We start from the raw sequence: 23161 nt of genomic DNA, 5'->3' as shown, positions 1-23161 counted from the left end.
CCGGGACCCGCAGGCCGGAACGGCGCCCGCAGACGCGCGTCCACGGCCGTCAGCGGTACTGAATCAGGTGCAGCGACCGCACGCCGTCGTTCTCCAGCTCCGCCGGCGCGTCCCGCGCGGTGTCGATGAGGACCAGACCGGTCTCGGTCTGCGCGGCGAGGCACAGCAGCCCGACCGACTCGCGGCCGCGCCGGTCGTTCCTGCGCAGCCACACCACCGAGCGCGACCCGACCGGCATCTCCGTCAGCCCCGCCACCAGCGTCTGCCAGTCGGTGTAGTCGGTCACCGACAGGACGGCGCCCAGCGGGCTCATGGTCGGTGCGAACCAGGCCGCGGGGCCGGGCTCGGGCGGCAGCGGGAACCCGTCGACGCCGGGTGTCGCGCCCTGGTCCCAGCGCTCGAACCAGTTCCACGGGTCGGAGTTCGGCAGCCCGAACGGCACGGAACCGTCCTTCGGCACCACCAGCGCCGCGTCCAGCATCGCGTGCTGCGGGTTGCCGTCGGCCAGGAAGGCGCGGGTGTTGCAGGCGAACAGCCAGCCGCGGGCGGTCTCGTCGGCGGGGGAGGGCTCGACCAGGACGACCTCGTCGCCGTGCACATGCGCAAGCCACGCCTCGGCCGCGCGGACCGCCGACGCCAGATCGGCCGTGCCCCGCGGTGCTCGTGCCACGCCTGGCTGCGTGGCGGCCGGCGAGATCCTGGCCAGCACGATCTCCCGTACGTTCTCGGTCTCCAGCCGGGCCAGCCGCCGCCCCTGCGGGTCGAGAAGCGCGACCTGGCCGTCGTTGTTGTGCGCGTACAGCAGATGGCCGGTCGCTTCCGAGCCGTGCAGCTCGCGTCGCACCCACACCACTCCGGCCGTGCCGGGACCCGGCTCGCCGACCGCCGCGATGACGGTGTCCCAGTCCGGGCAGGGGCCGACCTCGGCCGTGGGGAAGTACCGCCGTAGGAAGTCGTCCCACCAGGTGGGTCCCTCATGGGCGGACTGCCAGGGCAGTGCGGACGCGGGCGCCCCGCCGACCGACGCGTGCGCGGCGAGCACCGCGCCCCTGGCGTTGGTCCTGCGGGCCTGCTCGGCGGGGTCCCTGGGACGCGGGTCGCGTTCGAAGTCGGCCAGGTCGCCCCACGGGTCGTCGGTGGCCGGGTGGAAGGGCGGTGCGCCGTCCTTGGGCACGCACACCAGGGAGGTGAGCATGGCCGAGGGCGCGGCCGTCCCCGCGCCCGGCACCGGGCGCAGGGCGGCGCTGAACACCCAGGCCCGCGGCGTCTCGGCGACCGGCGTGCGCTGCAGCTCCAGTGGCACGTCGTAGGTGGAGCTGAGCCACTCGTGGGCGAGGTGGTACGGGTCGGTCATGTCCTCACGCCCTGGAGGGAGGGGGCTGGTGGACCCACTGGGTGCCGAAGACCCGCGGGTCGGTCAGCTGCGCGAGCTGTGCGGGCCACACGCCGTCCTCGAACCATGCCGTGGCGTTGTCCGTGCTCAGCGCGCTCGGCGTGAAGTCGATCAGCGAGCCGTCCTTGAACACGACGACCTCGCGCACCATCGGCGCCTGCATCATGTCGCCGGTGTCGATGTGCTCCTGCGAGTCGAAGTGGACGGTCCACGCAAGCCGGTACTCGGTGGTGCTCCCCGGCCCGATCACGATCGTCGGCGGCCCGTCGCCGTACCTGTCCCGAAGGAACGCCCAGGCGGCGGCAAGCGCCTCCTCCTCGGTCATCACAGGTGCACCTTTCTTCGTTGCGGCGGCCCGGCCGGTGGCCGCGCCTGTTCTGGGGTCGCGCCTGGCCGGCGGCCGCGCTTGGCCGGGGGGTCACGCCCGCCCGTGCGGTCGCGTCGGTCGCGGTGTCCAGGCTACTTGTACGGCATGTACTTGATCTGTACGCCGTTTTCGAGCTGCGCCAGCCGGCCGGTCTGCCCGTCGAGGAAGACCACGCCGTTGCCGTCACGTACGACGTTGAAGACGTGCGCGGAATTGCCGCGGCCGACGTAGACGACGCCTCGGGAGCCCTCACCACGCGCGTTCATGTCGTTGATGATGTCGTCGTAGCTTCCGACGTCCTCGAACTTGGCGCCGGGATTGCCGAGCCGTGCCGGGCTCGGCCACTGCGGCGACTGCAGCGGCGTGGCCTGGGACGGCATGCCGTCGAGGCGCTCGTTGACCGCCTCGACGTTCTTCGAGCAGTTCTGCGTGTAGCCGGGCTCGCCCGTCCTGTTGACGTCCTTGAGCCACGGGTATTCGTCGTGCAGGAACTGCGCCTCCTCGGCCGGGGTCATCGAACCCTGGTGGAAGGCCTTGCCCTTGACGTCGGAAGTGGACCTGGCGAGGCCCTTCCACTTGCTGCCGTTCTCCGCGGCGTCCTTCGCGGCCTGCTCCGCCGCGTCCTTGCCCGCGCCCTCGACGCCGGCCTTGGCGCCCGCGCTGCCGCCGTCGGTGGCCAGTGCCAGCAGGATGTTGCCGACGAGCCTGCCGCCCGCCTCGTCGCCGTCCGAGCCCCATCCGCTGCCGAGCAGCATGCCGGGCAGCCGCTCGGGGTGCGCGGTCATGTCCACGAGGCCGGCGGCCGTGGCGTTGAGGTGGGTCAGGTACTGCGCGGGGTGGGTGATGTTGTACGGGTCGTACGGGTTCAGGCCGCGGACGAACTTCAGCGCGTCGGTGCCGGAGCGTATGAGGCCGCCAGCGAAGTGCTCGGCCTGGATCGGCGCGGACTTCACGAAGTCGCCGCCGTCGCCCTTCATCCGGTCGGTGAAGTCCGGTTTGGCGGGTGCGAGCGCGGTGGCGGTGCGGACCTTGGCCTCCGTCTCGCCGGCCACCGTGTCGCGCTGCTTGCGGGCGGCGCTGAGTATCTCCTTGGCGTGGTTCTTGTCAGCGACGCCGGGGTCGACGAACGCGGCGGGGGCCGTCGGCGGCTGGCCGGGGTCGCCGTTACCGTCCACCAGCTCCTTGTAGCTGGCCAGGTCCTTGTTGTACTGGTCGACCTTCCCGTTGTAGGCCGTCGCGGCCTGCTTGCGTGCCTCGGTGCCCTTCTTCCACAGCCGGATGGCCTCCTTGGCCTGGCCCTGCGCCCAGTCGACGGTGAAGGCGTAGTGCTCCAGCGCGTTCGACGCGTCCTGGCAGGCGGTCGCGGCCTTGGCCCACTTCGCGGGCTGCGGGGCGAACTTCTTCCTGAAGGACTCGGCTCCGTCGCCCTCCCAGCTGCCCGGGTCGAGGTGGGTCAGGCCGGTGTGGCCGGTGTCGAAGGCGGTGTGGAAGCGGTTGAGATGCCCGGAGACCTCGCGGATCTTGTTGGAGTCCCCGTGGACCAGCTCTTTGGGCTCCTCGGTCTGGCCGAGCTGCTGCTCGTCGACGTGCGCGCCGAGGTGGTCGGCGATGGAGTCGCCGTGGTCGTCGACCCAGTCGGCGGCGTCGTGCAGGCCGACGTGGTCGAGGCCGTCACCGACGAGGTGGGCACCGTCGTCGATCAGCTCGCCGGCCTTCTGTTTGGCTTTGCCGATCAGTTTCTCGCCACCGTCGCCGATCTTGTTGATCAGACTTCCGATGCCCATCAGCCCACCCCCGCGGTGCTGTTGTGCGGTGCCGGTTCGGCGGCCGGTCCGCTTCTCACTGTGTCGAAGATCCGGGTCATCCTCTCAGGTTTCGGCCACGGGTTGCATCTTCGGTGCCGGAACGGCCAGGCCAGGCAGGGTGACAGAGCGCGGCGGAACGGACGTTTCCGGACGGCGGTCGGGCCGTGGCCGCGGTGCGACCGTGCCACGCCGGCGCAGCGGAGGGCCGCCGGCGTCCCGTCAGGAACAGATGCGGCGGTAGTAGGCGGCGGTCCCCTCGGTTCCGTGGTATGGCACCACCGTGGCCGATTCCGTGGCCTTGTCCACGACGACCGCGGCGGTGCCGGGCTGCGTCATGTGCGGCGGTTGCCCGGGAAGGCGGGGCGGGGGCGGCGGGAGGACGGGCAGCACGATGAAGCCGAGGTCGAACTCGATGGCGCTCGTCGGGGCCGGCTCGCCGTTCGCCAGCCGCCAGCAGTAGCCGCGCGCGGCGATCCGCCGCGCGTCGTCCTCGTTCAACGGGCTACTCCTCGGCGGCTGTCACGGCCGGCCGGCGGGTGACCGGACGGCGGTCCGCGTCCAGGACGTAGTGGAAGACATGCCGCGCCGCCGCGTGGATGGGGTCGGTGCTGACGATGCCGGCCTGCGGGTCGAACCAGAACACCTCGCCGCCGTGGTTCAGCGCGGTGAAGACGTGCGAGGTGCGCACACCGTCGGCGGTCGGGGGCCACTCGACATGGACGAAGGCGCTCGACCCGTGCCCCGCGCCGCGCACCTCGTCGGCCACCCGCTCGTAGGCGGCAGGCCCGGGGCCGGTGTAGCCGAAGGCGGTGCCGCCCCACACGTTGCCGTTCTCCACGCCGAACCGCTCGGCGCTCAGTACGTCGAGCGTTCCGTCCGCCGCCCTGCTGAGCGTTCGGGCGGCGGCGACCTGCGGGTTGCCGTACCAGGTCTCCAACGCGGCACGTACGTTGTCGGCGCAGTTGTTCGAGCGGCCCGCCACTTGGGTGCCGCCGTCGTTCTGCAGCCCCGTCCATGGGCCGCGCGGGTCGGGATACCGCTGGAAACTGCCGTCGTGATTGCGCGGCACCACCTTTTCCAGCGCCCGCTGGTCGGCGTGGTCGACCGGCTGCAGCCCGTCGGGCCCGTCGCGCAGGGCGCTGCGGACGTCGTCGAGCGAGGCGCCGCGCGGCGGTACGGCGTTACGCCAGCCCGCCGCATTGCGGCCGGCCGCACTGCCGCCGTCCGTTGCCATCGTCAGCAGTACATTGCCGAGCAGCCGCCCGCTCGCCTCGTCGCTGTCGGCGCCCCAGCCCGAACCGAGGACGAGCCCGGGAAGCCGCTCGGTGTGTGCCGCAAGGTCGAGCAGCCCGGCCGCGGTGGCGTTCAACCGCGTCACATATGCCGCGGGATGGGTCAGGTTGTACGGGTCGTACGGGTTCAGGCCGCGGGCGAAGCGCACCGCGTCGGTGGCGCTGCGGATCAGCCCGCCGGCGAAATGCTCCAGGCGGATCGGCGCGGTGTCGAGCAGGTCGACGGTGCCGGCACAGAACCGGCCGGCGAAGTCCGGCAGTGCGGGGGCGAGTCCGGCCGCGGACCGTACCGCCGCCTCGGTGCCGCAGGCGGCCGTGTCGCGCTGGTCCCGCGCCGCGGCCAGGAGGTCGGCGGCGGCGCCCCGGTCGTCAGCGCCCGGGTCGGTGAAGGGGCCGGGCCGAGCCGGGAGCTCCTCGGGGCCGGCGGCAAGTGCGGCCGCGTAGCGGTCCAGCCGGGCGTTGTACGCGGCCGCGGCCTTCTTCCGCGCCTCGGCGCCCCGCCGCCAGAGCCGGACGGCCTCCTCGGCCCTGCGCTGCGCCCACTCGACGGTGAAGGCGTAGTGGTCCAGGGCGTCCGCCGCCTCCTGGCACGCGGTCGCCGCCCGGCCCCACGCACCGGGTTGCGGCGTGAAGGCCGCGTGGAAGGCGTCGCCGCCGAAGCCGTTCCAGGTGCCGGGGTCGAGCCGCGACAGGCCCGTACGGCCCGTGTCGAAGGCCCTGTGCAGCCGGCGCAGCCGACCGGACGCGGCGCGGATGCGGCCGGGGTCGCCGTGCAGCAGGTCCTTCGGGTCGTCGCTCTGCCCCAGCTCCTGCTCCGCGACCTCGGCACCGAGCCGGTCGGCGACGAGGTCGCCGGTGTTCTCGGTCCACTCGGCGGCGCGGTGCAGGCCCGCGGCGTCCAGCCCCGCGGCCACCAGGCGGGCGTTGTCGTCGATCAGGGCGCCGGTCTCGCGCTCCGCCGCGCGCAGCAGCCGGTCGCCGCCGTCGCCGAGCGCGTCGACCAGCGCCCTGACGCCCATCAGCCGCCGCTGCCGGTGCCACCGCCCTGCGCCTGCTGCTGCGCGCGCTCTTCCGGGGTCGGGCCGTAGGCCTGTTCGAGCGCCTGGTCGTAGTCGTCCTTGTGCCCGCTGACCGTCGCCGCGGTCTCCATCGGGATCGACTGGCTCATGTCGTGAGCCGTGTCCTTCCAGGTCTGCCCCATGTCGGACAGCGCCTGCTGGGCGGACTTCGCGCTGTAGTCAGGGTGCAGGAACTGGTTGATCGGGTTGTCGGACCCGATCTGACCCCACGACATGTTCTCCTCCTGCTCCTCCGTCAGGTTGGGATTGCCGAGGTCGGAGGCCACGACGACCTTGAGGGTCTTCATGGCGTACTGGTCCATCTCGTAGTACGTGCCGGCCGCGAGACCCAGCCGCTGCGCGATCTGGTCGGCGTCCTGGACGATCGTCCGCACGCCCCACTCCCAGCGGTCGCAGAAGCCGTCGAAGGCCGACGTGAGGCCGGAGTGCCCGGTCTGCATGCCGGTCAGCTTGAGGTTGTCGAACCCGCGGCCGACGTCGGCCGCTGCTTCCTGGCCCATCGACTGCAGTTCGTGGATGACGCCGTTGAGCCCGCTCGCCGTCTGGGCCAGTGCCGTCTCGGTGACGTTGTAACCGCCGCCGCCCCCGCCTCCGGTCATCGTTCCTCCCCGTTGCCTGCCACGGCGTCCACCGCGGCCCTGTCAGGTACCACACCCACCACCGGCGGGAAGATCATCGGCCGGCTGCCGGCCACGTCCAGTGCCACACCGGCCGGTTCGCCGACCGCGGGCACCACCTCGTCCAGCAGCCGCCAGCCGTAGACCGTCACATAGTCCACGCCCGACGAGCCGTCGGCGCCCCGCGCCACCGCGAAACGCGCCAGCTCGGTGTCGTCGGAGAAGGCGTACACCCAGTGCACGCCGCCCATGCTCGTCGCCCACAGGTCGCCGCCGTCGAGCGTCGGCACCATGACCAGGCTGGCCCGGAAGGCGTCGAGCAGCGCGTCGGGGTCGCCGTTGCCCGCGTGCAGGTCGGCCAGTTCCGAGACGAGCGCGGCATGGGCGCCCTCCTGGGCGCTCGGCAGCATCCCGAAGGCCGCGGCCACCGGGACCTGCGGGCTGTCGCCCGCACGATCCACCAGCTCCGTCAGCCGCGACCACGCCGCGTCCGCGTCGCCCTCGCCGCCGGCCGCCGCGCCATGCCCGTTCGCACCGGCACTGTCCGGGCCGTGGCCGTTCACGCCGGAGCTGCCCGGCGCAGCGTCACCGCCGGAGCCGTACAGCCGGTCCCAGTCCGACTTCATGATCGTGCCCCCATCGCCGGTGCGGCCGCTGACCTGCGGCCGCACGCATCACGACAAAAAACCTAGCAGGCGGCGGGGATTGCGGAAGTCGGCCGTCAACCTCCCGCTCACCCCTCGGCGGTCCAGGCCAGTTGCACCAACCGGCTTCCGCCGCGGCGCGCGGCGAAGATCGCCCGCCCGGGTGGCATCGGCCGCGGCCTGACCGAGGCCATCAGCTCGCCCTCGTTCGGGTCGCCGGACAGCACCAGGCCCTGCGCGGCCAGCTCCTTGGCGCGCTGCATGAACGGCTCGTACATCGAGCGCCCCGCCCCGCCGCTGCTGCGGGCGATGATGAAGCGCACACCCACGTCACGGGCGAAGGGAAGGCTGTCGGCGAGCTGCGCCATCGGGTTGCTTCCGGCCGCGACCAGCTCGTAGTCGTCGATCAGCACGAACAGCTGCGGGCCGCTCCACCAGCTGCGGTCGCGCAGTTGCCGCGGTGTGACGTCGGGGCCGGGTGCACGCCGTTCGACCAGCTTCTGCACCTCGGTCATGTGCGTCTCCATGGCCGCGGACGCGGCAATGTACTCCAGCATGTGGCTCTCCGGGAGCGAGCCCAGCAGGGTGCGCCGGTAGTCGCCGACGACGAGCATGGCCTCCTGCGGGGTGTAGCGCTGGCTGATCTGCCGGGCGATGTGCCGCAGCGCGGCCGTCTTGCCCGACTCGCTGTCGCCGAAGATGATCAGCACGGGATCGGTCTCGAAGTTCACGAAGACCGGAGCCAGCGCCGTCTCGTCGATGCCGATCGCGACCCCGCGCTCCGGGAAGCGCGAACCGTCGGGCAGCTGCTCGGCGCCGAGCAGCGTCGGCAGCATCCGGATACCCGGTGCGGGCGCCCCGCGCCATGCCGAGTTGACCGCCTCGACCAGCCCCGCGCCGCCCTCGGTGAGGTCGGCCGACGACGAGCTGCCGTCGATCCGCGGCAGGCCCGCCATGAAGTGCAGCTGCGCCGGGGTGATACCGCGGCCGGGCACCCCGGCCGGCACGTTCGCGGCGACCTTGCGGTTGATCTCGGAGTCCATGGTGTCGCCGAGCCGCAGTTCGAGGCGGTTCAGCAACTGGTCCTTGAGCGCGGCCCTGACCTCCATGTAGCGCGACGCGGTGAGCACCACGTGCACGCCGAAGCCCAGGCCGCGGGCGGCGATGTCGGCGACCACCGGTTCGAGGCGCTCGTTGTCCTGCTTGAACGCCCCCCAGCCGTCGATCAGCAGGAAGACGTCGCCCCACTGCTCGTCGGGCAGTTCACCGGTCGCCCGCAGCCTGCGGTACGACGCCACCGTGTCGATGCCGCGGCTGCGGAAGACCTCCTCGCGGCGGGCCAGCACCCCCGCGACCTCGGCGACCGCACGGCGTACGCGGTCGGGTTCGAGCCGCCCGGCGACCCCGCCCACATGGGCCAGGCCGTCCACCGCGCGCAGCGCGCCACCGCCGAAGTCCAGGCAGTAGAACTGCACCTCGCTCGGCGTGTGGGTCAGCGCGAAGGACGCCACCAGGGTGCGCAGCATCGTCGACTTGCCGCTGCGCGGACCGCCGACGATCAGACCGTGGCCCGCCGCACCGCTGAAGTCCAGCGTCAGCGGGTCGCGGCGCTGCTCGAACGGCTTGTCCACGATGCCCAGCGCCACCGTCAGACCGCCCAGCGGCATCCCGCTGCTGGCCTGCAGTCCGCGGTCGGCGGACACCGCGAGCGGCATCAGGCGGTCCAGGCTGGGCGCCTCGTCCAGCGGCGGCAGCCACACCTGGTGCGCCTCGGGGCCGCGGCCCTCAAGGCGCCGCACCAGCACGTCCAGGACGGTGTCGGCCACGGCGTCGTCGCGCTGCGCCGCCACCGGCCGCACCACCGGCGCGCTCATGGCCACCGGCGCCGCGGTGAAGGGCGCGGGCCTGCGGCCGCCCTGCGCGCCGCCGTCGGCCTCGGCCTCCCGGCCCCTGCGGTGCGGCCCGGACACGTACGCGGCCTTGAACCGCACCATGGTGTCGGTGCCGAACTTCAGGTAGCCGGACCCCGGTACCGACGGCAGGTGGTACGCGTCGGGCACGCCGAGCGCGGCCCGCGACTCCGAGGCGGAGAAGGTCCGCAGACCGATGCGGTAGGACAGGTACGTGTCCAGGCCGCGCAGCCTGCCCTCCTCCAGGCGCTGCGAGGCGAGCAGCAGGTGCACACCCAGCGAGCGGCCGATCCGGCCGATCTGGATGAACATGTCGATGAACTCGGGCTTCGCGGTCAGCAGCTCGCTGAACTCGTCGATGACCAGCACCAGCGACGCCAGCGGCTCCAGAGCCGCGCCCGCGGTCCTGGCCCGCTCGTAGTCGTGGATGTTGGCGTAGTTGCCGGTGGACTTCAGCAGTTCCTGGCGCCGCTGCAGTTCACCGGTGATCGAGTCGCGCATGCGGTCGACGAGCGTCAGGTCGTCCGCCAGGTTGGTGATGACCGCGGACACGTGCGGCATCTCGCTCATGCCGGCGAAGGTCGCACCGCCCTTGAAGTCGGCGAGCACGAAGTTCAGCGACTCCGACGAGTGCGTGACGGCCAGACCGAGCACCAGGGTGCGCAGCAGCTCGGACTTGCCGGAGCCGGTGGCACCCACGCACAGGCCGTGCGGCCCCATGCCCTCCTGCGCGGCCTCCTTCAGGTCCAGGTGGACCGGCTCGCCGTCCTCGCCCACCCCGATCGGCACCCGCAGCCGCTCGTGCTGGCTGCGCGGCACCCAGCCGCGGGCCACGTCGAAGGACGAGGCCTCGCCGATGCCCATCAGGTCGGTGAAGTCCAGGTTGGACAGCAGCGGTTCGTCCTCGCCGCCGTCGGCGGGCCGCAGCGGTGCGAGCTGCCGGGCCAGCGACTCGGCCTCTATGGCGCTCAGCCGGTCCGGGGCGCCGCCGTAGGCGCCGCCGGCCGCCGACCGCAGCAGCATCTCCTCGGAGGTGCAGCGCAGCCACAGGTCGCCGCGCGGCTCGCCGGTCTCGCCGGGCGCCATCTCCACGACGGTGACGCCCAGCAGGCCCTCACCGGAGGCCAGCACCGACGTCGGGGGGACCGTGCCGCCGTCCACGAAGACCACCACGTGCGGCTGGTCGAGCAGCGGCGTCGCGTCCCGCTGGAAGCGCGGCCGGTCCTCGATCCGGCCGCGCAGCAGCTCCTCCAGCTCGCCCATGTCGCCGACCACGAGCCGCCGGGTGCCCGCCCCGTCCAGTTCGCCCAGCGACTGGCTGTGCGGCAGCCACTTGACCCACTCCCACTCGCGCAGCGCGGACGGCGACGCGGCCACGCCGAGCACCAGGTCCGCGGGCGAGTGCAGCGTCGACAGCTGGGCGATCATCGCCCGCGCCTGCCCGTAGACCGCCTCGGGCTCACCGGTCAGCGCGACATGCGAGAACGCCCGCAGCGACACCGCGAGCGGCAGGCCTTCGACGGTGCCGTAGGCGGCGATGAAGCGCTGCATGGCGTGCGCGGTGAGCGGTTCGAGCTGGTCGACGGGGGCGGTGTCGGGGGCGACCAGCGGGGTGGCCAGTTGCTGCGGGGCGAGTCCCACCCGCACCTGCCCGAAGTCGTCGTCGCCCGGGCGGCGTTCCCAGACCCTTTTGCCCTCGGCGGCCAGCGCCCACAGCTGGTCGGGCGCGGGGTGGGTGTAGAGCTGGCTGCTGCGCTGGTGGTCGGCGACCTTGCGGGCCTTGCGGCGCTGCTGCGCCAGGTACTTGAGGTAGTCGCGGCGGCTGTCCGCCATGTGCCCGCTGGCGCCTTGCCGGGTGCGGACGACCTGCGCGATGCCCATCGCCACCATGGAGGTCATCATCAGGCCGCCCATGACCTTCATGATCGGCTGGGACCCCGGCATGAAGAAGTACGCCGCCGAACCGCCCATGGCGAGCATGGGCAGCAGCATCATCATCACGCCCTGGTCCTGGCCGCGCTGCAGTTCGGGCGGTGACGCCAGTTCAAGTTCCTCCGACGGCATCTCGGGCGGGAATGCCCGCGCCGGACGCTTGACGATGACCGAACTCACTGATGTGCTCGCCCCCCGGGATCATCGACCCGTTGTGACTGATATTTTGTCGCAGATACTACTTACAGCCATCGTCCACCGGCCAGGCGGGAGTTGGCTGATCGCGGAAATCCGCAGCCTAGGGGGCACAGCGCGGTGAGCACGATCTCAGCGACCGGATTCTGCCGCGTCACGGTCGTAGCACCGGACAGCAGGATCGACGTGGCACTGCCGGACGACCTGCCGGTCGCGGACCTGCGCCCCGACATCCTGCGTCTGTCGGGGCAGGTGCAGACCGAGGAGGAGCCGACCGGCTTCCACCTCGTGCGCCGGGACGGCAGCGTTCTCGACCCGGCCCTGTCGCTGTCGGCGCAGCGCGTCCTGGACGGCGAGCTGATCGCGCTGCGGGCCTTCGCCGAGTCGCTGCCGCCCGCGGTCCACGACGACGTGGCCGACGCCATCGCCACCGCCGTCGTCCGCGACCGGCGCCGCTGGGACGACGACCTGATGCGGGTCGTCGGCCTGACCGGCGGCGCGGTGCTGCTGGTGATGATGGGCTTCGTGCTGTGGTGGGCCGAGCCGGTCAGGCACGACATGCACTCGATGCCGGGCGTCGTGGCCGGCGTCCTCGGCACGGTCCTGGTCGCCTTCGCGGCCGTACGCGCCCGGATCTACCGCGACCGTGTCGCGGCGGTCGCCCTCGGCCTGGCCGCGCTGCCGCACCTGCTGATCGCCGGCTCCGGCATCGTCGCCCCCGACGACGGGCACGGCCCGGGCCGGCTGCAGTTCCTGGTCGGCTGCGCGACCGTCCTGGTGGCCTCGGCGATCCTGGTCGCGGTGCTGCCCACCGGCGACGCGCCCTTCGTGGCGTCCGCCTTCCTGGCAGCCGTGGGCACCCTGGCGACCTACGGGGCCATCGCCACCGACGCCCCGCCGCGCGGGGTCGCCTCGGTCGCGGCCGTCGGCGCGGTCGCGCTGGTCGGCTTCCTGCCCGGCTGGTCCGCGCGCTTCGCCCGGCTCCCGATCGGCTTCGGCTCGCCCGAGCCGTCCGCCGAGGTCATGGAACGCTATGGCGACCGGCGCGAGCCGGAGCAGGCCATCGACTACGAGGCGGTCGCCGCACAGGCCCGCCGCGGCCACGAACTGCTGCTCGGACTGGTCGGCGGCTGCTCGGCCACCGTCGTCGGCGCCGCCGCCGTGATGAGCTTCTCCGATTCCGCGCCCGCCCAGGTGCTCGCGCTGACCGCCGGCGTCGCGGCGCTGCTGCGCGCCCGGCTCTTCCGCTACACCAGCCAGGTCGCCAGCCTGGTGATCGCCGGCATCCTCGCGGTGGCCCTGCTGATCCTCGGGCTCGCGCTCAACCCCGACATCTCGCTGCTGGTGCACCTGGCCAGGGGCGACCACGGGCCGCTGGACCTGCACACGCTGTGGCTGTCCGCGGCGATCGCGGCCGGCGCCGTGCTGCTGGTCGCGATCGGCCTGATCGTGCCCCGCAAGGGTGTGTCCCCGTTCTGGGGCCGCAGCCTGGACCTCGCCGAGGGCGCGATCCTGCTGTCGCTGGTCCCGCTGTGCCTGGGCGTGCTCAAGGTCTACGGCTCCGTACGCGGGCTGAGCAGCGACTGAACCGCGTCCGGCGGGCCGATGACCCGCCGGTAAGGAGCCCCGCGACCGGCTGGTACCCTGGGTGACGGTCACCTGTGTGTTTACGCCCGGTGACCGTACGCCGTGCGAGTCACCTGAGATTTCCCCGCGATGCAGACCGGGGACGCTCGCCGGCCCACGATCCCCAGAGGAGTCCGTATGTCGCTCGACGTCGAGACGAAGAAGCAGATCATCGCCGAGTTCGGCACCAAGGAGGGCGACACCGGCTCCCCCGAGGTCCAGGTGGCACTGCTGTCCCGCCGGATCTCGGACCTGACCGAGCACCTCAAGACCCACAAGCACGACCACCACTCGCGTCGTGGTCTGCTGATCCTGGTCGGCCAGCGCCGCCGTCTGCTGCAGTACCTGGCCAAGAAGGACATCACGCGCTTCCGTGAGCTCCGCGAGCGCCTCGGCATCCGTGCCGGCGCGGCGGGCGTTCGCTAGGACGCGTGGAGGGGAGCGGTGCCCGCACGACGGGGCCGCTCCCTTTGCCATATGCACCGAAACCTGTCACCGGCACCGAGTTCGTGACCACCCGGCTACCAGGCGCGCACATGACGTGCGCGACACCTGCGTCGTCTGGTGCAATGGTGCTGTTGACAACGTATGAGGAGGAGCGTCCTCCTATCCGCCGCAGTAGCCGGTCCTCGGTAGTGGCCCCCGGGTGGTTCCACCCCCGGTGGCTTCGATCGAAGACCGGCCCCCGGCAGGACGCCCCTCCACCGATGGCCCACGGGGACACGCCCCGCGGGCAAGGACGAGGAGAATCCCCATAGTGGAGAACGAGACCCACTACGCCGAAGCCGTGATCGACAACGGAACCTTCGGCACCCGCACCATCCGCTTCGAGACGGGCCGGCTGGCCCGCCAGGCCGCCGGCTCCGCCGTGGCCTACCTGGACGACGACACCATGGTGCTGTCGGCCACCAGCGCCTCCAAGCAGCCCAAGGAGCACTTCGACTTCTTCCCCCTCACGGTGGACGTCGAGGAGCGCATGTACGCGGCCGGCCGGATCCCCGGTTCCTTCTTCCGCCGCGAGGGCCGCCCGTCCGAGGACGCCATCCTCACCTGCCGGCTGATCGACCGCCCGCTGCGCCCGTCCTTCGTCAAGGGCCTGCGCAACGAGATCCAGGTCGTCTGCACGGTCATGGCGCTCAACCCCGACCACCTCTACGACGTGGTCGCCATCAACGCCGCCTCCTGCTCCACGCAGCTGGCCGGCCTGCCCTTCTCCGGCCCGATCGGCGGCGTCCGCGTCGCGCTGATCCGCGGCCAGTGGGTGGCCTTCCCGACGCACAGCGAGCTGGAGGAGGCCGTCTTCGACATGGTCGTCGCCGGCCGCGCGCTGGACGACGGCGACGTCGCGATCATGATGGTCGAGGCCGAGGCCACCGACAAGACGATCAAGCTCGTCGAGGGCGGCGCCGAGGCGCCGACCGAGGAGATCGTCGCGGGCGGACTGGAGGCGTCCAAGCCGTTCATCAAGGTGCTGTGCAAGGCGCAGTCCGAGCTGGCGGCCAAGGCGGCCAAGCCCACCGCCGAGTTCCCGATCTTCCTGGACTACCAGGACGACGTCTTCGAGGCCCTGGAGTCCGCCGTCACCGGCGAGCTGGCCTCGGCGCTGACGATCGCCGGCAAGCAGGCCCGCGAGTCCGAGCTGGACCGGGTCAAGGCGCTGGCCGCCGAGAAGCTGCTGCCGCAGTTCGAGGGCCGTGAGAAGGAGATCTCCGCGGCCTACCGCTCGCTGACCAAGAAGCTGGTCCGCCAGCGCGTGATCCGCGACAAGGTCCGCATCGACGGCCGCGGCGTCACCGACATCCGTACGCTGGCCGCCGAGGTCGAGGCGATCCCGCGGGTGCACGGTTCGGCCCTCTTCGAGCGCGGCGAGACGCAGATCCTGGGCGTCACCACGCTGAACATGCTCCGGATGGAGCAGCAGCTCGACACCCTGGCGCCCGAGACCCGCAAGCGCTACATGCACAACTACAACTTCCCGCCGTACTCGGTCGGCGAGACCGGCCGCGTGGGCTCGCCCAAGCGCCGCGAGATCGGCCACGGCGCGCTCGCCGAGCGCGCCCTGATCCCGGTCCTGCCGACCCGCGAGGAGTTCCCCTACGCGATCCGCCAGGTCTCCGAGGCGCTGGGCTCCAACGGCTCCACCTCGATGGGCTCGGTCTGCGCCTCCACCATGTCGCTGCTGAACGCCGGTGTGCCGCTCAAGGCCCCCGTCGCCGGTATCGCCATGGGCCTGATCTCGCAGGAGATCGAGGGCGAGACGCACTACGTCGCGCTGACCGACATCCTCGGCGCCGAGGACGCGTTCGGTGACATGGACTTCAAGGTCGCCGGCACGAAGAAGTTCGTGACCGCGCTGCAGCTGGACACCAAGCTGGACGGCATTCCCGCGTCCGTGCTGGCCGCGGCCCTCAAGCAGGCCCGCGACGCCCGGCTGCACATCCTCGACGTGATGATGGAGGCCATCGACTCCCCGGACGAGATGTCGCCGAACGCGCCGCGGATCATCAGCATCAAGATCCCGGTGGACAAGATCGGCGAGGTCATCGGCCCCAAGGGCAAGATGATCAACCAGATCCAGGAGGACACCGGCGCCGACATCTCCATCGAGGACGACGGCACGGTGCTGATCGGCGCCACCGAGGGCTCGCAGGCCGAGGCGGCGCGTGCGGTGATCAACCAGATCGCCAACCCGACCATGCCCGAGGTCGGCGAGCGCTACCTGGGCACGGTGGTGAAGACCACCACGTTCGGCGCCTTCGTCTCGCTGATGCCCGGCAAGGACGGCCTGCTGCACATCTCGCAGATCCGCAAGCTCGCCGGCGGAAAGCGCGTCGAGAACGTCGAGGACGTGCTCGGCGTCGGCGCCAAGGTGCAGGTCGAGATCGCCGAGATCGACCAGCGCGGCAAGCTCTCGCTCGTCCCCGTCGTCGAGGGCGAGGACGGCGACGCCGAGGACGCGAAGGACGAGTCGGCCAAGTGACGACCCGCTCCACCGCCGCGACGGCCCGCCCCTCCACCAAGGGGCGGGCCGTCCGCACGCGGACCCTGCTGCCCGGCACCGACGGCATCGGCACGGTGCGCCGTAGCGTGCTCCCCGGCGGCCTGCGGGTCGTCACCGAGACGCTGCCGACGGTGCGCTCCGCCACGTTCGGCATCTGGGCGGCCGTCGGCTCACGCGACGAGACCCCGGTGCTCAACGGCGCCACCCACTATCTGGAGCACCTGCTCTTCAAGGGCACCCGGCGGCGCAGCGCGCTCGACATCTCCGCCGCGGTCGACGCGGTCGGCGGCGAGATGAACGCGTTCACCGCCAAGGAGTACACCTGCTACTACGCCCGGGTGCTCGACACCGACCTGCCGCTGGCCATCGACGTGGTCTGCGACATGCTCACCGGGTCGCTGATCCGCCAGGAGGACATCGACGCCGAGCGCGGCGTCGTCCTGGAGGAGATCGCGATGACCGAGGACGACCCAGGCGACCAGGTCCACGACCTGTTCAGCACCGCCATGCTCGGCGACACGCCGCTCGGCCGCCCCGTCCTCGGCACCGTCGAGACCATCAACGCGCTCACCCGCGACCAGGTCGCCCGCTTCTACCGCAAGCACTACGACCCCACCCGCCTGGTGGTCGCCGCGGCGGGCAACATCGACCACGCCGGCCTGGTACGCCAGGTCCGCCGCGCCTTCGACCGGGCCGGGGCTCTGCGCGACCCCGACGCGCAGCCGCAGCCGCCCCGCGACGGCGCCCGCACGTTGCGCACTGCCGGCCGGGTGGAGGTGCTCGACCGGCGCACCGAGCAGGCCCATGTCGTCCTCGGCATGCCCGGCCTGTCCCGCACCGACGAGCGGCGCTGGGCGCTGGGCGTGCTCAACACCGCCCTCGGCGGCGGCATGAGCTCCCGGCTCTTCCAGGAGGTCCGCGAGAAGCGCGGCCTGGCCTACTCGGTCTACTCCTACACCTCCTCCTTCGCCGACTGCGGCCTCTTCGGCGTCTACGCGGGCTGCCAGCCCGCCCGGGTGCCGGAAGTGCTCAAGATCTGCCGGGACGAGCTGAACCAGGTCGCCGAGCACGGCCTGACCGACGAGGAGCTGCGCCGCGCCATCGGCCAGCTGTCCGGGTCGACCGTCCTCGGCCTGGAGGACACCGGCGCGCTGATGAACCGGATCGGCAAGAGCGAGCTGTGCTGGGGCGACCAGCTCTCAGTCGACGACCTGCTGGCGAAGATCGCCGCCGTGACCCCCGACGAGGTGCGCGCGGTCGCCCGCGACGTGCTCGGGCAGCGCCCCTCGCTGGCCGCCATCGGCCCGCTCAAGCAGAAGCAGACCGCCCGCCTGCACGAAGCCGTCTCCTAGCCGGGCCGCGCGCCGCACCCGTCCGCGCAGCACCCACCCGTACGCATGACTCGGAGGACCCCGAAACGATGAGCAAGCTCCGTGTGGCCGTCATCGGCGCCCAGGGCCGGATCGGCTCGGCGGCGGCCGCCGCCGTCGAGGCCGCCGACGACCTCGACCTGGTCGCCGCGATCGACCGCGACGACCGGCTGGAGGCGCTGACCGAGGCCGGCGCCCAGGTCGTGGTGGAACTGACCCACCCCGACGCGGTCATGGGCAACCTGGAATTCTGCGTCGGGCACGGCATCCACGCCGTGGTCGGCACCACCGGGTGGACCGAGGAGCGCCTAAGCCGGCTGACCGGGTGGCTGGCCGCCGCCCCGGGCACCGGGGTGCTCGTCGCCCCGAACTTCTCCATCGGCGCCGTCCTGACCATGCAGTTCGCCCGGCAGGCGGCCCGCTGGTTCGAGTCGGCCGAGGTCATCGAGCTGCACCACGACAACAAGGCGGACGCCCCCAGCGGCACCGCCACCCGCACGGCCCAGCTGATCGCCGCCGCCCGGGCCGAGGCCGGCCTCGGCCCGCAGCACGACCCGACCACCCACGGCCTCGACGGCGCCCGCGGCGCGGACGTCCAGGGCGTGCCGGTGCACTCGGTAAGGCTGCGCGGCCTGCTCGCCCACCAGGAGGTGCTGTTCGGCGGCACCGGCGAGACCATCACCATCCGGCACGACTCGCTGCACCACAGCAGCTTCATGCCCGGCATCCTGCTCGCCGCCCGTACCGTCCCCGGTGTCCCCGGCCTCACCTACGGGCTGGAGAACTTCCTCGACGGCACGGAACCCGGCTCCCAAGAGGACTGACCGCATGCGCTCCAAACTCAGCTACGCCGTCTCCGCCGCCGCGCTGCTGTTCTACTTCGTCCTGGTCGGCGACCGGGGGGTGCTGCTCATCGCGGACGGCCGCCCGGTCACCGTCGCCTTCGGCGTCGCGGTGCTCGTGCTGCCGCTGATCGGCGCCTGGTTCCTCTGGCACACCACGCAGTTCGCCCGGCACGCCGGACGGCTCGGCCGGGAGCTGGAGGCCGAGGGCGGCCTGCCGGTCGACGAGCTGGCCCGTACGCCGAGCGGCCGTATCGACCGGGACTCGGCCGACGCGGTCTTCGCCAGGCGGCAGGCCGAGACCGAGGCGGCGCCGGACGACTGGCGCAACTGGTTCCGGCTGGCCGTGGCCTACTTCGACGCCCGCGACACGCCGCGGGCGCGCAAGGCGATGCAGCGCGCGATCGCGCTGCACGACGGCAAGCCGCCGCGCTGACCCGGAAGGGACTGCTCAGCGCAGTTCCGAGGCCCAGCCCTCGATGGTGTCGGCGGCCATGTCGAACGCCTCGACCCGGCCGAGGAAGTCCGCGTTGTGGTCGGTGAGCTGCGCGCGCAGCGGCTCACCGCCCTTCCGGGTGATGATCAGCGCCTGGCCCTGGACGCTGCGCGGCAGCCCCAGCACCCGCACCGGCTGCTGCGCGGTGCGCACCGAGGCGACCTTGCGCCACGGCACGGTCACGGTGCTGAAGAAGGTCGTCTGCCGCAGCCCCTTGCCGCTCACCCACACGCCGACCCGCAGCAGCCGCAGGGTGGCCGCAATCACCGCGAGCGCCACCGCCAGGAGCACCCCCGCACCCTGGGTGTTGCCCGCGGCGGCCATGATCAGCGCGGCGAACATCAGATACGAGGCGAGCATCAGCGCCAGCGCCGCGGGGGCGACCCGCCACGGCCCCGGGCGGTACGGCCGCATCCAGCGGTCCTGCTCGAGGTGGGGGAGGGGACGTCCGGCCGCCAGGTCGTCGGTCGTGGCGGTCACGGAGCTGTAGGGCAGGGACACGCGGAGAATCCTCTTCCGGTTCCAGCGGGGGCAGGTCGGAGCGGGGTGCACTCCGATCCGGTGAGGCTAGCCGCCCCGGCGGCCCCTCGGCTACTTCGGGTCGGCCGATCGGCTGCGGGCCGCTGTCACACCCAGCGCCTAGGCTGGTCGCCGCAATGCCGCCCAGCAGGAAGGACACTCCGGTGCCGACCGACCTCCCCACCGGGACCCCCGCCGCCCCGCCGGCCCCCGTCGAGTTCCGGGACGACGTCACCGTCGACCTCGTCAAGCACAGCGCGTCGGACTCCGACGTCCTGTGGGCGGCCCGTGTCTCCACCGCGGGCGAGCAGTCACTCGAAGAGCTGACCAAGGACCCGGAGCGTTCCAAGGGCCTGATCAACTACCTGATGCGGGACCGCCACGGCAGCCCCTTCGAGCACAACTCGATGACCTTCTTCGTCAGCGCGCCGATCTTCGTCTTCCGCGAGTTCATGCGCCACCGCGTCGGCTGGTCCTACAACGAGGAGTCCGGCCGCTACCGCGAGCTGCAGCCGGTCTTCTACGTGCCGGGTCCCGACCGCAAGCTGGTGCAGCAGGGCCGCCCGGGCAAGTACGAGTTCGTGCACGGGACACCCGAACAGCACAAGCAGACCGTCGCGGCCATGGAGGAGTCCTACGCGCAGTCGTACGCGGCGTACCAGGCGATGCTCGCCGACGGGGTCGCCCGCGAGGTGGCCAGGGCCACCCTCCCGGTCGGCCTGTTCTCGTCGATGTACGCGACCTGCAACGCTCGCTCGCTGATGCACTTCCTGGGCCTGCGCACCCAGCACGAGCTGGCAGCGGTGCCGTCCTTCCCTCAGCGGGAGATCGAGATGGTCGGCGAGCGGATGGAGACGGCCTGGGCGGAGCTGATGCCGCTCACCCATGCGGCGTTCAACGCCAACGGGCGTGTCGCCCCGTAGCGGGGCGGCCGACCGCCCCATCGCAGGCGAATGTCCGAAGTGTTCGGATTGCAGGCATTAGTGAGGTTCATCTAGGCTGCAGAAACGGACCCCGGCGGTGCCTGAACCCCCGAGCAGACACCGCCGGAGTCCTTTGCGCAGGTCCCGCGGCTGCGTGCCCCCGTACACACCGAGTAGCGTGGGACCCATGGCTCCGACCTCCACCCCCAAGGCCCCCTTCGGGCGGGTACTGACCGCAATGGTCACGCCGTTCACCATGGACGGCGCACTCGACCTCGCCGGCGCCCAGCAGCTCGCCGCCCACCTCGTGGACGCGGGCAACGACGGGCTCGTCGTCAACGGCACCACCGGGGAGTCGCCCACCACGAGCGACACGGAGAAAGACCAGCTCGTACGGGCCGTGGTCGAGGCCGTAGGCGACCGCGCCTTCGTCATCGCCGGCGTCGGAACCAACGACACCCGGCACAGCATCGAGCTGGCCCGCCAGGCCGAGCGCAGCGGCGCCCACGGCCTGCTCACGGTCACGCCGTACTACAGCAAGCCGCCGCAGGAAGGCCTCGTCCGGCACTTCACGGCCATCGCCGACGCCACCGACCTGCCGGTCATGCTCTACGACATCCCCGGCCGCAGCGGCGTCCCGCTGGAAACCGAGACCATCGTCCGGCTGGCGGAGCACCCCAGGATCGTCGCCAACAAGGACGCCAAGGGCGACCTCGGCGCCGCGAGCTGGGCACTCGGCCGCAGCGGCTTGGCCTGGTATTCGGGCGACGACATGCTGAACCTGCCGCTGCTCTCCATCGGCGCCGCAGGCTTCGTCTCCGTCGTCGGCCACCTCGTCACCCCCGAGCTGCGCGCCCTGCTGGACGCGTACACCGGCGGCGATGTCGCCAAGGCGGCAGAGATCCACCAGCGGCTGCTCCCGGTCTTCACCGGCATGTTCCGCGCCCAGGGCGTCATCACCACCAAGACGGCCCTGGCGCTGCGCGGACTGCCCGCAGGCCCGCTCCGGCTCCCGCTCACCGAACTTGACGCGGACGCCACGGAACGCCTCAGGAAGGATCTCGCCGCCGGCGGGGTACACCTCTGACAACAGACTTCACAACTGAATACGCACCACCCGAAGACAGAGGCACCGCCCGAATGACGGTGCACCACCGTAAAAGTCACACACAGTTCCGCGCGCCACGGCCCAGGAAGGCCCATCCGGCGTGCGTGGTAGGGAGAAACTTTTGAGCCATCCGCACCCTGAACTCGGCCCCCCGCGGAATCTCGTCGAAGGGGGCCTGCGCATCACACCGCTCGGCGGCCTCGGTGAGATCGGCCGCAACATGACGGTCTTCGAATTCGGCGGCAAGCTGCTGATCGTCGACTGCGGCGTCCTCTTCCCCGAGGAGGAGCAGCCGGGCGTCGACCTGATCCTGCCCGACTTCAGCTCCATCCGGGACCGCCTCGACGATGTCGTCGGCGTCATCCTGACCCACGGCCACGAGGACCACATCGGCGCCGTCCCCTTCCTGCTCAGGGAAAAGGACGACATTCCGCTGATCGGCTCCAAGCTCACCCTCGCCCTGATCGAGGCCAAGCTCCAGGAGCACCGCATCCGGCCGTACGCCCTGGAGGTCAAGGAGGGCGACCGCGAGCGCATCGGCCCCTTCGACTGCGAGTTCGTCGCCGTCAACCACTCCATCCCCGACGCGCTCGCCGTCGCCATCCGCACCCCGGCCGGCATGGTCGTCGTCACCGGCGACTTCAAGATGGACCAGCTGCCGCTCGACGGCCGGCTCACCGACCTGCCCACCTTCGCGCGGCTCGGCGAGGAGGGCATCGACCTGCTGCTCGCCGACTCCACCAACGCGGAGGTCCCCGGCTTCGTCCCGCCGGAGCGCGACATCTCGCAGGTGCTGCGGCAGACCTTCGCCAAGGCCGAGAAGCGCATCATCGTCGCCAGCTTTGCCAGCCACGTGCACCGCATCCAGCAGGTGCTGGACGCCGCACACGAACGCGGCCGCAAGGTCGCCTTCGTCGGCCGCTCCATGGTCAGGAACATGGGCATCGCCCGCGACCTCGGCTACCTCAAGGTCCCCGGCGGCCTCGTCGTGGACGTCAAGGTGCTCGACGACCTGCCGGACGAGAAGGTCGTGCTGGTCTGCACCGGCTCGCAGGGCGAGCCCATGGCGGCGCTGTCCCGGATGGCCAACCGCGACCACCAGATCCGCATCGTCGAGGGCGACACCGTCGTCCTCGCGTCCTCGCTCATCCCGGGCAACGAGAACGCGGTCTACCGCGTGATCAACGGCCTCACCCGATGGGGCGCCAACGTCGTCCACAAGGGCAACGCCAAGGTCCACGTCTCGGGCCACGCCTCGGCCGGCGAGCTGCTGTACTTCTACAACATCTGCAAGCCGCGCAACCTGATGCCGATCCACGGCGAATGGCGCCATCTGCGCGCCAACGCCGAACTGGGCCAGCTCACCGGCATCCCCAAGGAGCGCACGGTCATCGCGGAGGACGGCGTCGCCGTCGACCTCGTCAAGGGCGTGGCCAAGATCGCCGGCAAGGTCCAGGCCGGCTACGTGTACGTCGACGGCCTCTCGGTCGGCGACATCACCGAGTCCTCGCTCAAGGACCGGCGCATCCTCGGCGAGGAGGGCATCGTCTCGGTCTTTGTCGTGGTGGACAGCACGACCGGCAAGCTTGTCGGCGGCCCGAACATCCACGCGCGTGGTTCGGGCATCGAGGACGAGGCCTTCGCCGCCGTCATCCCGAAGATCGAGGAGGGCCTTTCCCGTTCGGCCTCCGACGGGGTGATGGAGACACGCCAGATCCAGCAGCTCATCCGACGGTCCGTCGGTAAATGGGTCTCCGACACCTACCGCCGCCGGCCGATGATCCTCCCGGTGGTCGTGGAGGTCTGACCCTCCGTCAAGCCACTGACCACGGGCGGGCCACCGGATTTGCATCCGGTGGCCCGCTCCAGTACGTTGGCACAACCGCCTCGACGAGAACCGCGGAAACGTATGTTCTCGAAACGGGGTTGGTAAATCCGACCGCAAAGCATCTGCTAAAGTCGGAGACACAACGAAGGGAAAGCCCGGAGGGGCCGGTGAAACGGTCTCGAAGGAAGCTTCCGTTCCTTGAGAACTCAACAGC

The 23161-nt window shown here is 71.6% G+C and carries 18 protein-coding genes; 9 read left to right on the top strand and 9 right to left on the bottom strand.

What is annotated here, in order from left to right; all coding sequences use genetic code 11:
• Positions 1–49 precede the first annotated feature (49 nt).
• The 8 genes from NFU81_RS30605 to eccCa all read right to left on the bottom strand — a co-directional run bounded on the left by NFU81_RS30605 (position 50) and on the right by eccCa (position 11219).
• Positions 50–1354, bottom strand: coding sequence for a YrhB domain-containing protein (locus NFU81_RS30605; protein ID WP_251497065.1), 1305 nt, complete (start codon positions 1352–1354; stop codon positions 50–52).
• 4 nt (positions 1355–1358) lie between these two features.
• Positions 1359–1718, bottom strand: a complete 360-nt coding sequence (locus tag NFU81_RS30600; protein WP_251497046.1) for a YrhB domain-containing protein — start codon at positions 1716–1718, stop codon at positions 1359–1361.
• Positions 1719–1852: 134 nt separating this feature from the next.
• Positions 1853–3544, bottom strand: a complete 1692-nt coding sequence (locus NFU81_RS30595; RefSeq protein WP_251497043.1) for a putative T7SS-secreted protein — start codon at positions 3542–3544, stop codon at positions 1853–1855.
• Positions 3545–3784: 240 nt separating this feature from the next.
• A complete protein-coding gene (locus tag NFU81_RS30590) occupies positions 3785–4063 on the bottom strand; it encodes a hypothetical protein (protein ID WP_251497040.1) in 279 nt (92 codons plus the stop codon).
• A 4-nt stretch (positions 4064–4067) separates the two neighbouring features.
• Positions 4068–5876, bottom strand: coding sequence for a putative T7SS-secreted protein (locus tag NFU81_RS30585; protein ID WP_251497037.1), 1809 nt, complete (start codon positions 5874–5876; stop codon positions 4068–4070).
• Positions 5876–6535, bottom strand: a complete 660-nt coding sequence (locus tag NFU81_RS30580; RefSeq protein ID WP_251497034.1) for a hypothetical protein — start codon at positions 6533–6535, stop codon at positions 5876–5878. Before NFU81_RS30580 ends, NFU81_RS30585 begins: the two co-directional genes overlap by 1 nt.
• On the bottom strand, positions 6532–7179 hold the full coding sequence (locus NFU81_RS30575) for a hypothetical protein (RefSeq protein ID WP_308208337.1): 648 nt from the start codon (positions 7177–7179) through the stop codon (positions 6532–6534). Before NFU81_RS30575 ends, NFU81_RS30580 begins: the two co-directional genes overlap by 4 nt.
• Before the next feature lie 107 nt (positions 7180–7286).
• On the bottom strand, positions 7287–11219 hold the full coding sequence (gene eccCa / locus NFU81_RS30570) for a type VII secretion protein EccCa (RefSeq protein WP_251497031.1): 3933 nt from the start codon (positions 11217–11219) through the stop codon (positions 7287–7289).
• Between the two features lie 135 nt (positions 11220–11354).
• Here eccCa and eccD point away from each other — a divergent pair, with 135 nt between their 5' ends.
• The 6 genes from eccD to NFU81_RS30540 all read left to right on the top strand — a co-directional run bounded on the left by eccD (position 11355) and on the right by NFU81_RS30540 (position 18509).
• Positions 11355–12821, top strand: coding sequence for a type VII secretion integral membrane protein EccD (eccD, locus tag NFU81_RS30565; RefSeq protein ID WP_251497028.1), 1467 nt, complete (start codon positions 11355–11357; stop codon positions 12819–12821).
• Between the two features lie 177 nt (positions 12822–12998).
• On the top strand, positions 12999–13286 hold the full coding sequence (gene rpsO / locus NFU81_RS30560) for a 30S ribosomal protein S15 (protein WP_033173003.1): 288 nt from the start codon (positions 12999–13001) through the stop codon (positions 13284–13286).
• Between the two features lie 331 nt (positions 13287–13617).
• On the top strand, positions 13618–15840 hold the full coding sequence (locus tag NFU81_RS30555; protein WP_251497025.1) for a polyribonucleotide nucleotidyltransferase: 2223 nt from the start codon (positions 13618–13620) through the stop codon (positions 15838–15840).
• Complete coding sequence (locus tag NFU81_RS30550; protein ID WP_251497022.1) at positions 15837–17213, top strand: M16 family metallopeptidase; 1377 nt, start codon at positions 15837–15839, stop codon at positions 17211–17213. The genes NFU81_RS30555 and NFU81_RS30550 overlap by 4 nt, the downstream gene beginning before the upstream one ends.
• Before the next feature lie 68 nt (positions 17214–17281).
• Positions 17282–18055: a 4-hydroxy-tetrahydrodipicolinate reductase gene (gene dapB / locus NFU81_RS30545; protein WP_251497019.1), complete on the top strand. Its 774-nt coding sequence runs from the start codon at positions 17282–17284 to the stop codon at positions 18053–18055.
• A gap of 4 nt (positions 18056–18059) precedes the next feature.
• On the top strand, positions 18060–18509 hold the full coding sequence (locus NFU81_RS30540; protein ID WP_251497016.1) for a tetratricopeptide repeat protein: 450 nt from the start codon (positions 18060–18062) through the stop codon (positions 18507–18509).
• A gap of 15 nt (positions 18510–18524) precedes the next feature.
• Here the strand turns inward: NFU81_RS30540 and NFU81_RS30535 are convergent, their stop codons facing one another.
• Positions 18525–19070 carry a hypothetical protein gene (locus tag NFU81_RS30535; RefSeq protein ID WP_251497013.1) on the bottom strand — a complete coding sequence of 182 codons (546 nt, stop codon included), beginning with the start codon at positions 19068–19070 and terminating at the stop codon, positions 18525–18527.
• A gap of 155 nt (positions 19071–19225) precedes the next feature.
• On the opposite strand from NFU81_RS30535, the gene thyX reads away from it, so the two are divergent.
• The 3 genes from thyX to NFU81_RS30520 all read left to right on the top strand — a co-directional run bounded on the left by thyX (position 19226) and on the right by NFU81_RS30520 (position 22926).
• A complete protein-coding gene (gene thyX, locus NFU81_RS30530) occupies positions 19226–20011 on the top strand; it encodes an FAD-dependent thymidylate synthase (RefSeq protein WP_422665331.1) in 786 nt (261 codons plus the stop codon).
• 187 nt (positions 20012–20198) lie between these two features.
• On the top strand, positions 20199–21098 hold the full coding sequence (dapA, locus tag NFU81_RS30525; protein ID WP_251497007.1) for a 4-hydroxy-tetrahydrodipicolinate synthase: 900 nt from the start codon (positions 20199–20201) through the stop codon (positions 21096–21098).
• A gap of 142 nt (positions 21099–21240) precedes the next feature.
• A complete protein-coding gene (locus NFU81_RS30520) occupies positions 21241–22926 on the top strand; it encodes a ribonuclease J (protein ID WP_251497005.1) in 1686 nt (561 codons plus the stop codon).
• The last annotated feature ends 235 nt before the right edge of the window (positions 22927–23161 follow it).

This window comes from Actinacidiphila cocklensis (assembly GCF_907177275.1).
Taxonomy (GTDB): domain Bacteria; phylum Actinomycetota; class Actinomycetes; order Streptomycetales; family Streptomycetaceae; genus Actinacidiphila; species Actinacidiphila cocklensis.
The sequence above is the reverse complement of the archived record's forward strand: the minus strand, read 5'-3'. Positions and strand labels throughout refer to the sequence as shown.

What these genes read in the sequence shown, in the direction of transcription:
- NFU81_RS30605 (WP_251497065.1), bottom strand. Translation starts at nt 1,354, where the DNA reads ATGACCGACCCGTACCACCTCGCCCACGAGTGGCTCAGCTCCACCTAC.
- NFU81_RS30600 (WP_251497046.1), bottom strand. Translation starts at nt 1,718, where the DNA reads ATGACCGAGGAGGAGGCGCTTGCCGCCGCCTGGGCGTTCCTTCGGGAC.
- NFU81_RS30595 (WP_251497043.1), bottom strand. Translation starts at nt 3,544, where the DNA reads ATGGGCATCGGAAGTCTGATCAACAAGATCGGCGACGGTGGCGAGAAA.
- NFU81_RS30585 (WP_251497037.1), bottom strand. Translation starts at nt 5,876, where the DNA reads ATGGGCGTCAGGGCGCTGGTCGACGCGCTCGGCGACGGCGGCGACCGG.
- NFU81_RS30580 (WP_251497034.1), bottom strand. Translation starts at nt 6,535, where the DNA reads ATGACCGGAGGCGGGGGCGGCGGCGGTTACAACGTCACCGAGACGGCA.
- NFU81_RS30575 (WP_308208337.1), bottom strand. Translation starts at nt 7,179, where the DNA reads ATGAAGTCGGACTGGGACCGGCTGTACGGCTCCGGCGGTGACGCTGCG.
- rpsO (WP_033173003.1), top strand. Translation starts at nt 12,999, where the DNA reads ATGTCGCTCGACGTCGAGACGAAGAAGCAGATCATCGCCGAGTTCGGC.
- dapB (WP_251497019.1), top strand. Translation starts at nt 17,282, where the DNA reads ATGAGCAAGCTCCGTGTGGCCGTCATCGGCGCCCAGGGCCGGATCGGC.
- NFU81_RS30540 (WP_251497016.1), top strand. Translation starts at nt 18,060, where the DNA reads ATGCGCTCCAAACTCAGCTACGCCGTCTCCGCCGCCGCGCTGCTGTTC.
- thyX (WP_422665331.1), top strand. Translation starts at nt 19,226, where the DNA reads ATGCCGCCCAGCAGGAAGGACACTCCGGTGCCGACCGACCTCCCCACC.
- dapA (WP_251497007.1), top strand. Translation starts at nt 20,199, where the DNA reads ATGGCTCCGACCTCCACCCCCAAGGCCCCCTTCGGGCGGGTACTGACC.